We start from the raw sequence: 9,442 nt of genomic DNA on the forward strand, positions 1-9,442 counted from the left end.
CCTCAATTTAGACGGATCCGGGCCATGAAATTGGACGGACCGTTATCATGCAGATAGTCGGCAGTTAGCCATACTCATCCCTGGGTTCAGCCGTGCTCAATCACATGGCATGGCAGCCGGAGGTGAGCCGCGCTGGCATTGTAGGCATGTCAAGAACGCAGCTGCTCTCTTCCCATTGCGTGGGGAATAGGCAGAACCTCTGATAGTTGATCGCCCGGGCGTCAAAGCGGACAATCCTGTACAAGAATACAGTAATCACTACCATGTCCGTCCCACTACCGCCCGAGCTCTACTACCTCAGCAATTTCCGCACGGCACTCGCCTGGGTAGGTGAGCGCTATGCCGACTTGCTGTCGGATGAAGAGCTCGCCTTTCTCGGCACCTTCCACAGCCTGGCCCGGCCATCCCAGGCTTTGCTGGTGCGTATGGTCATGCGTAAGGGCTGCCATTTCCGCCTGAGCAAGCTCGTCTACCCGGAAATCGGCGACTGTCTGACTGCCGCCGCTCCACTGCTTGAGCTGGGCTGGATCACCGAACAAACGGTGCTGACCGTGGATGAGGTTGCCGAGCTGCTGCGCAAGGATGAGGTGCTGACTCATCTGCCGCTCACCGACCGCCGCGCCACGCAGAAAAAGGCCGAGCTGCTCGAACAACTGCACGGCACGGAGCTACCTGCTCAGACCTTCAGGGACTGGTGCCCTGGGCTGGATGATCAGTTGCTGAGCTTGATGGTGGGCGAATTGTGCGACCGTCTGCGCCTGATGTTCTTCGGCAATCTGGCCCAGGACTGGTCCGAGTTCGTGCTGGCGGATCTGGGCATCTACCGCTACGAATCGGTGGACATAAGCCCGGAGTCGCGGGGTTTTCAGTGCCGACAGGATCTTGAGGATTACCTACACCTGCGCCAGTTGCGCGTCAGCGTTGAGCAAGGCGCGGACCTGGCGGACATTGTGCCGCCGTTATTGGCGTTCAGTTCAAGCAACCCCTACCTGTGCAGTCGCCAGTCGCGCCTGTTGTTTCAGATCGCTCAGCAACTGGAGAAGAGCTGCGAGTTGGAGCAGGCCCTGCTGCTCTATCAGAAAAGCAATCATGGCGAAGCCCGCTGGCGGCAGATTCGCGTACTGGAACAGCTGGGTCGTGATAGCGAGGCCCATGATCAGGCGCTGGCCTTTAGCCAGGAGCCGGGCAGTGATGAAGAAAGTCAGCGCCTGGAGCGGGCCCTCACCCGCCTGCGGCGTAAGCTCGGCCTACCGACGATGAAGCGCGCCAAGGCAGTGGGCGAAAGCCGTATCGACCTGGTGTTGCCGATGCCGGCACATGGCTGTGTGGAAATCGCCGTACGTGATCATCTGCAGCAGGATGATGCTCCGGTGCATTATGTGGAGAACACCCTTATCTGCAGCCTGTTCGGCTTGCTGTGTTGGGAGGCGATCTTCGCGCCGCTGCCGGGGGGCGTTTTTTCACCCGTTCCACAGCGGCCCGGCGGACCTGCACAGCCCGGACTTTTATACGCGTCGCCAACCTCTGTTCGAGCGCTGCCTGCAGCAGCTAGAACAACCCAGCTACGGGCAATTGATCAAGGGTCGGTATCAGGAGAAGCTCGGCCTGCAGTCGCCCTTCGTGTTCTGGGGCGTGCTTGATGAAGTGCTGCTGGACTTGGCTCTGCAGTGCATTCCTGCCGCCCATCTGCATGCCTGCTTTACCCGCCTGTTGCGTGACCTGAAAGCCAACCGCGTCGGCATGCCGGATCTGATCCAGTTTTATCCGCAGGAACAGCGCTATCGGATGATTGAAGTAAAAGGCCCAGGCGACCGCCTGCAGGACAACCAGAAGCGCTGGCTGGCGTTTGCCGCCGAGCAGGGCATTCCGGTCGAGGTCTGTTACGTGAGCTGGGACGTGGCATGACCTACACCGTAGCGGTGCGTGCCCTCTGCGAGTTCACCGCCAAGGAGGGTGATCTTGACCTGCGTTTCACGCCCTCACCCACCGCTCAGGAAGGCATCGCCGGTCACCAGACCGTGGTGGGCCGGCGTGGTTCTGACTACCTTGCCGAACTGCCACTCAGCGGAAGCTACCCCGGACTCATCGTCAGTGGTCGCGCTGATGGCTATGACCCGGAGCGCAATCGTCTCGAAGAAATCAAAACCCACCGGGGCGATATCAGCCGCATCCCGGCCAATCACCGGGCCCTGCATTGGGCGCAGGTGAAGGTCTACGGCTGGCTGCTCTGCCAGCAGTTGGATCTGCAGGAGGTGGAGCTGGCCGTCGTTTACTTCAACGTGCTCACCCACACCGAGAATGCCTTCATCGAAATGATCAGTGCCGCCGACCTGCAGCAGTTTTTCGAGCAGCAGTGTCAGCGCTTTCTGGTCTGGGCAGAGCAGGAAGAAGCCCACCGAAAAATACGCGATGCCTACCTGGATACGCTGCGCTTTCCCTACCCCGATTTTCGCCGTGGGCAACGCCAGTTGGCCGAAGCGGTGTATCGCAGTGCCCGTGATGGCCACACCCTGATGGCTCAGGCCACAACAGGTATCGGCAAGACGCTGGGCACCCTCTTCCCTCAACTCAAAGCCATGCCGGGCCAGCAGTTGGATAGGCTGTTTTTTCTCACGGCCAAGACGCCCGGTCGGCGCCTGGCGCTAGACGCCCTGCACAGCCTGCGCGAAGGAAACGATGCCACGCCGCTGCGGGTACTGGAGCATGTGGCCCGCGACAAAGCCTGTGAGTATCCCGACAAGAGCTGCCATGGCGAATCCTGCCCACTGGCCAAGGGCTTCTTCAATCGATTGCCTGCAGCCCGCGAGGCCGCACTACGGCAGAGCTGGCTGACTCAGGAGCAAGTACGCAGCATTGCCCTGGCCCATCAGGTCTGCCCCTACTACCTGAGCCAGGAGCTGTGTCGCTGGGCCGATGTGGTGGTCTGCGACTACAACTACTACTTCGACATCAGCGCCCTGCTCTACGGCCTTGCCCAGGTCAACGAGTGGCGCGTCGCCGTACTGGTCGACGAAGCGCACAACCTGGTCGAGCGTGCCAGGAGCATGTACACCGCCGAGCTCGATCAAGAAGAGTTTCATGAGCTATGCCGCATCGCACCCTCAGGCCTGCGCAGCGTGCTGCAGCGCGTCAGTCGACACTGGGAGCAGCTCAACCAGGTGCAGCAGGTGGACTATCAGATCCACCCTGTCGTGCCGGACCTACTGGTGGCAGCGCTGCAGCGCGCGGTCAGCGCCATCACCGATCATCTGACCGACTACCCCAACGGGCAGGATCGTCTGCTGCTGCAGTTCTATCTGAATGCCATGCTGTTCTGCCGCCTGAGCGAGGCCTACGGGCCGCACTCGCTGTTTGACGTCACGCGCCAGGACACTCAGGCGATTGGTGATCACACCACGCTGTGCCTGCGCAATATCGTGCCGGCGCCCTTTCTCGCCAACCGTTTCAGCGATGCCCACACCACCACGCTGTTCTCCGCAACCCTGCGCCCGGCCCGCTACTACCAGGATCTGCTCGGGCTGCCCGAGGAAACCCAATGGATCGATGTGGAGTCGCCCTTCTCGGCTGATCAGCTGGCCGTGCGCGTGGTGCGCAACCTGTCGACCCGCTACCAGCATCGCGAGTCCAGCCTCATGCCGATCTGCCGGCTCATGGCTGAACAGTATCGAAGCACACCCGGCAACTACCTGGCCTTCTTCAGCAGCTACGCCTACCTGGAGCAGGTCCGCGAGTTGTTCATGATCCTGTACCCGGATATTCCCACCAACGTGCAGACGCGCAGCATGAATGAAAGTGAGCGCCAAGCCTTTCTCGATGGCTTTACGATCCACTCCGAGGGTATTGGCTTTGCCGTGCTCGGCGGCGCCTTTGGCGAGGGTATCGACCTGCCGGGCAAGCGGCTGATCGGCGCCTTTATTGCCACCTTGGGCCTGCCCCAGATCAACGAGGTCAATGAAGAAGTCAAAGCGCGGATGCAGCAGATGTTCGGTGAGGTGAATGGCTATGACTACGCCTATCTCTATCCGGGCCTGCAGAAGGTGGTACAGGCGGCTGGCCGGGTGATCCGCACGGTCAATGACCAGGGCGTGGTGTATCTGCTGGATGATCGCTTCGGCCAGGCCAAAATCAGGGACCTGCTACCCACGTGGTGGAAGGTCGAACCCTACCGTCTGTGAGCCCTGGCGACACAAGCCAGAGCAAATCGATCAGACTGCACGGCCACCATAAGCCAGCTTTGCCAACCCGACCATCACCAGCCTTGTGGCCAGCACGGTCAAATACTCATTCATTGAACTCAGCATGATCAGCATGGTGAACACTCTTCGGTTGTGATGTGTCGACCATAGGCCGGGTCGCCAGGTGAGGCGACACGTAAACTTTTCACCCGTAAACATTTAGCGCACATGCCTAGCGGCACAGACGGACGCGCCTTGAAGGATTCCAACATTGCCTGATACTGTACATAAATACAGTTAACGGCAATTTCCCATGAGCAACGCCCAGATCCTTGGTGCACTCCAAGCCAGCAGCACACGCTTACCCTGCTTTGACGCACACATTCCAGCCGGCTTTCCCAGCCCGGCGCTGGACCACATGGAACACAAGCTCTCGCTCGATGCGCTGCTGGATTTGCAAACACCGCATACCTACGTGGTATCGGTTAGCGGTGACAGCATGACAGGGGCCGGCATCTTCGACGGTGACCATCTGATCGTCAGCCGCGCTATCACAGCAAGGCCGGGGCATGTGGTGGTTGCCTGCCTTAACGGCGATGTCTTGGTAAAGCGCCTGGCCCAGGAACAGGGCCAGTTCATCCTGCGCTCAGAGAACCCGGCCTACTCTCCGCGCTATATCCTGGAAAACGATGAACTGACGATCTGGGGCGTCGTCACTCACAGCCTGCGGAACCACCTCACTCATGGCTGATCCTGTGTACGCACTGGTCGACTGCAACAGCTTCTACGCCAGCTGCGAGCGTGTCTTTCGTCCTGACCTGTTGCGCACACCCATCGTCGTGCTCAGCAACAATGATGGCTGCGTGATTGCTCGCTCTGCCGATGCTAAGCCGTTCGTGAAAATGGGCGCCCTGTTCCATGAGATCAGAGACGACCTCAAGCGCCACGGCATCGTCGCCTTCAGCAGCAACTACGCCCTCTATGGCGACATGAGCGAGCGCGTGATGACGATCCTGGAGGGCTGCTTTCCAAGCATCGAGGTCTACAGCATCGACGAGGCCTTTGCCGATATGACCGGTCTACCCGAACCGCTGGAGTCGATAGGCCGTCAGGTACAAGCAGAGATCAGGCAGAAGACCGGCATACCCGTTGGAATTGGTATCGCCACCACCAAGACACTGGCCAAGCTCGCCAATAACGCCGCGAAGCGCTGGCAGAAGCAAACTGGTGGCGTCGTTGACATCCGCGATCCGGTTCGGCGCGACAAGCTGCTCAAGGCCATGCCGGTAGAGGAAGTATGGGGTGTTGGTCACCGCATGCGTGCGCACTTGGAAGGCATGCAAATCAAGACAGCTTGGGACTTGGCACAGATGGATGCCTGGACTCTGCGCAAGCGATTCAATGTCGTGGTCGAGAAAACTGTGCGCGAACTGCGCGGTGTGGCGTGCCTGGAGATCGAGAACGAAATCGAACCCAAGCAAGAGATCTGCAGTAGCCGCTCATTCGGCAAGCGCCTGCGAGAGTTAGCGCCTATCCAAGAGGCCGTCACCAGCTATGCGACGCGCGCTGCTGAAAAGCTCCGCAAGCAGGAGTCGCTCTGCAGACAGGTGCGGGTCAGTCTGCGCACCGGGATGTTCAATCCAACTGAAGCGAAATATGCCAATGGCGTCCTCTGCCAACTGCCCTATCCAACCGATGACAGCAGGCTGATCATCAAGGCCGTCCAGGCGGGATTACAGCAGGTCTTCAGAGAGGGATTCAGCTACGCCAAGGCTCAGGTGCTGCTGTTGGATCTATGCCGCAAGAATGAGTACACACCGGATCTGTTCGCCCCCGAGCAGCCCGTGAAAACCGAGCGACTGATGAGCACTCTGGACGCAATCAATAATCGCTGGGGACGCGGTACGCTGCAACCGGGACGCATCGCTAAGCCAGTCGAGTGGGCTATGCGCAGAGAATTGCTCTCCCCCGCTTACACCACTCGCTGGTCTGAGTTGATGGTCGCAAAGGCCAAGTAGCCTTGCCATTGACCTATCTGCGACGACCACGGTTCAGAGTGCCCTTACGCAGACAGCGCGCCCCTGCAGGCTTCAAGCCCAGGTGCTGATTGCGGATTCCACGCTGGCTCGGACACCCATTTCACGCACATTCGGACAGTGATTCCACGCTGATCCGGACATTTTCTGGCAGGCAGCTACGCAAAAATTCTTCACTACCTTCAGACCATCCTTAGCTTCAGCAGTTAGATTCGACTGGTGTCAAACCCATGTCTGCCATCGCCATAAACCTTGGTAGGCGCCTTGCATAGGTAACTGGCTCGATAGAAAAACTCTTCAACCCCTAGACCATCGCGACGCAGGCTATAGCTCGGATTGTCAGGAATCTCAACCAAACCCCTCACTGCCTCAACCGACGTTCCCAAGGCACTTGCCCAAGCTTCCTGGAGTCGATTGAACATGTTATCCCTTCCAGGCTCAAACTTACCCAAAGCGTTGAATGCATCGTAATTGAGAACGAATGCAACATGGTAATGCGGCTTCCCATGCTGCCCAAATTCTCTAGCCCAAACGTACCGCACGCGGCTCTGATGCGCATGTTTGTTTTCCCTAAGCGCCATACAACGATTGTGGTGTATTTTGGACTTAAAGGAATCTAAAAACTTTTTAAATACTTGACTTGCATTATCGTCTCTGCCGTGCACAAACGCTGCTGGAAACCTAAGATCAACCCTGAAGGCAAAGACACGAGAATACTGTTGAAGAGCTCGATCAATCGTAGTATGCAACTTTTGCAGATACTGTCGAATGAAAGGCCCTTTATCTACCTGAATAGGCAAGCCGCGATAGTCAAGCTCATTATGAATAATGAGATTACTATTCTGCGAATGTCGAATCATGTTTAATACTCCAATGCTTGAATGCATATCCTAGGAGCACCATGTATTTATTAACCTGAATAACTTTCACACGTCAGGTATCTTGGAGATACCTGACTTAGCATTGTTATCTCTTACAGCTAACATTGGAACTATATAGGCTATAAGAGCATACTACCAATACCGAAAAAGCAGCTCTGCTTTTTATGCTGATTTTCAGGTAAATTCGCTTCAAGCCCCGGCTAAACCAAGCAGACTTCTACTCCGGCAAAAAAGCATCATGCCCGGAGAATATCCGGGCATGATGTTTTCTCACCTAAGGTGGAGTGAGCACTCTCGGGCTCTGGCCATTACTATCCGATAGTCAAGCTAGATCTCGCTCCTCGATTCTGGCCAGGATCCAATCCTGGACCTCGCCCTCTAGCCAGCCCACACATCGATCACCCAGCGGAATCGGTTTCGGAAACGAGCCCTGCGCAACGTACTTGTATACAGTCGACCTAGCCAAGCCAGTGGCATCGATGACAGCCTTCAGACGAATGATTTTCATGATCCCGCACCTCTGAATATTGGTTCAGAGGATTAGGAGAACCTGTAGATAATTACTGCCTAAAAACGGGCATATAGCGAGTCACTGACCTACCATAGCGTTTCAGAGCGTGAAACTCACCAAACAATCCATACTCAAAGCGTTGGTCAACAGTCATTACGGCCTCGCACTCATATGATTGAATTTCGCTCTCCGCCTCAGTGATGACCAAGCACCTGCGATCCAGCGCGCCATCTTTACGCAAAGCCAACACCGCTCTCCGCCCACGGCATTGATCAGAAAATGGAAGAATATGAAACTTCATGCCTTCACTTACATGATCGCCCGCCGAACCCAGAAGCACTTTGTACTGACATGCCAGGTAAAAAACCATGTTATAAACAACTTCTTCAGCACTCCTTCCCGACAAAGCATCAATAGCCACGGATTTTAACCAAGGGAGCTTAACCTGTGATTTTATAGTTTCTAACAACCCCAGATCCGTAAACAATTCCTTAGCGCGAAGTTTATTCCAGTGCATTGAAAGAAGTGAGGAGACATGTTGATCTACAATCGCCCGCAGCATTAATAGCTCAGCGCGCCCGCCACCCGCCAACTTCGAGTTAAGCAGGGACGACACCACGATATCATCAAATAACTTTACTGGCCCCAAGGGGTCCACCGCAGTGAGCGGCCAGTAAAAACCACAAGCCCCTTCTTCGGTTAAGAAAATTTTCTCTGCCAGCAGATCTACATTATTTCTATAATCACTTTTTGCTTTTAAAACGAAGACCATCGAGGTGCTGTTGGAATTATAAAAACATCGGTGATGCAGATTTAGATAGTAAATCGTTTTCAGGCTGCCCAGGATCCTTGAACCGCTAAATCCAGCAATCTTGAAGCGTATTGCGCCCAGTTCGTTGAGCTTGAAAAGATGCATTTCAAGCCTTTCTCGTTTGAGCCCCGTCAGGGTGCACAGATCAGAAATACCCAACCCACGAACTACCCCAAATTCGTCAGCATGAATTAGGAGGACAGCGAGCAGCAATCGATTCGTACCACTTGCAGCTTCCCTGAGCATCTTCCTTGCAGCTTCTTTTCGCTCAGCAGGCGTAACAGAATCAAGACTCATACCGCTCTCCCGCCGATCGTAAGACTTGAGGCTGATCAACTCGGTGGCAGGATTTAGAACACGATCGGCCAGCTGATACAAAGAGCTGGTTACACGTTTCACGCTTTCAGAGGCAAGGGTTTCTCGCAGAGTCTGGGAGCACTCATATTCCGAGCGATTTTCACATTGGCTAAGAAAGCCTACAGCCGTCAACTCGTGCAACCCTCGCTTAGCCATCGGTCCAGAAACGCCTAAATCGGCAGCAAAGGTAGCCACTCCTTGACGAACCGATCGACCTTCACCGTACTTCTGTAGAAATCTGAGCAGCAAAAATTTTGCTTCAGAGCTGATATCTGGTAGGTGAAGTCGAAGAAGCGATAGATAACTCATGCTCAGAAACCCGCATCAAAACCTTTTTTTGATGATATCACACCCTGTTATGAGGAAAATTATCACGCATCACATCACGTGTCACATCACGCGTGATATAACGTGTCATCTTAAATTCTCCTTGAGAACTCACATGTCCGAACGAATGAAATGGATATCCCCCAAAAACACGCCCCAGATCCAATGGGCCTGGAGTTATCTGAAGGAGAAGAGCGGCGACCAGAGATTCCGAAACACCTATTACATAGGGGAGACGACTTACCAACCCTGAATTCAACCCATAAGTGCAACGCTCACCCCTGCATACACTTCGTACGGTGTCTTCCAGCCCAGGCGTTTGCGTGGGCGTAAATTGATCTTCG

General features: G+C 55.5%; 7 protein-coding genes and 1 pseudogene. 4 read left to right on the forward strand and 4 right to left on the reverse strand.

The genetic code is table 11. From position 1 onward, the window contains the following. Positions 1–263: 263 nt before the first annotated feature. The 4 genes and pseudogenes from AUK77_RS01150 (at position 264) to umuC (ending at position 6,193) form a co-directional block, all read left to right on the forward strand. A pseudogene (locus AUK77_RS01150) lies at positions 264–1,905 on the forward strand (VRR-NUC domain-containing protein). Beyond that, a complete protein-coding gene (locus AUK77_RS01155) occupies positions 1,902–4,175 on the forward strand; it encodes an ATP-dependent DNA helicase (RefSeq protein WP_296125347.1) in 2,274 nt (757 codons plus the stop codon). The pseudogene AUK77_RS01150 and the gene AUK77_RS01155 overlap by 4 nt, the downstream one beginning before the upstream one ends. Positions 4,176–4,488: 313 nt before the next feature. Beyond that, positions 4,489–4,926 carry a S24 family peptidase gene (locus AUK77_RS01160; protein ID WP_023127666.1) on the forward strand — a complete coding sequence of 146 codons (438 nt, stop codon included), beginning with the start codon at positions 4,489–4,491 and terminating at the stop codon, positions 4,924–4,926. Then, a complete protein-coding gene (gene umuC / locus AUK77_RS01165; protein WP_296125349.1) occupies positions 4,919–6,193 on the forward strand; it encodes a translesion error-prone DNA polymerase V subunit UmuC in 1,275 nt (424 codons plus the stop codon). The genes AUK77_RS01160 and umuC overlap by 8 nt, the downstream gene beginning before the upstream one ends. 224 nt (positions 6,194–6,417) lie before the next feature. On the opposite strand, the gene AUK77_RS01170 is transcribed toward umuC, so the two are convergent. The 4 genes from AUK77_RS01170 to AUK77_RS01185 all read right to left on the reverse strand — a co-directional run. After that, on the reverse strand, positions 6,418–7,071 hold the full coding sequence (locus tag AUK77_RS01170) for an inovirus Gp2 family protein (RefSeq protein WP_296125350.1): 654 nt from the start codon (positions 7,069–7,071) through the stop codon (positions 6,418–6,420). A gap of 343 nt (positions 7,072–7,414) precedes the next feature. After that, a complete protein-coding gene (locus tag AUK77_RS01175; protein WP_023127663.1) occupies positions 7,415–7,600 on the reverse strand; it encodes an AlpA family transcriptional regulator in 186 nt (61 codons plus the stop codon). A 52-nt stretch (positions 7,601–7,652) separates the two neighbouring features. After that, the gene (locus AUK77_RS01180) at positions 7,653–9,080 is read right to left on the reverse strand and encodes a hypothetical protein (protein ID WP_296125352.1); all 1,428 of its coding nucleotides are present in this window, start codon (positions 9,078–9,080) and stop codon (positions 7,653–7,655) included. Between the two features lie 37 nt (positions 9,081–9,117). Further along, positions 9,118–9,442 (reverse strand): hypothetical protein (locus tag AUK77_RS01185; RefSeq protein WP_296125354.1); only part of this gene is annotated, 325 nt, incomplete at its 5' end.

Origin of the sequence: Pseudomonas sp. Ga0074129, assembly GCA_001465025.1 — a bacterium.
In the GTDB taxonomy this organism is placed as follows: domain Bacteria; phylum Pseudomonadota; class Gammaproteobacteria; order Pseudomonadales; family Pseudomonadaceae; genus Aquipseudomonas.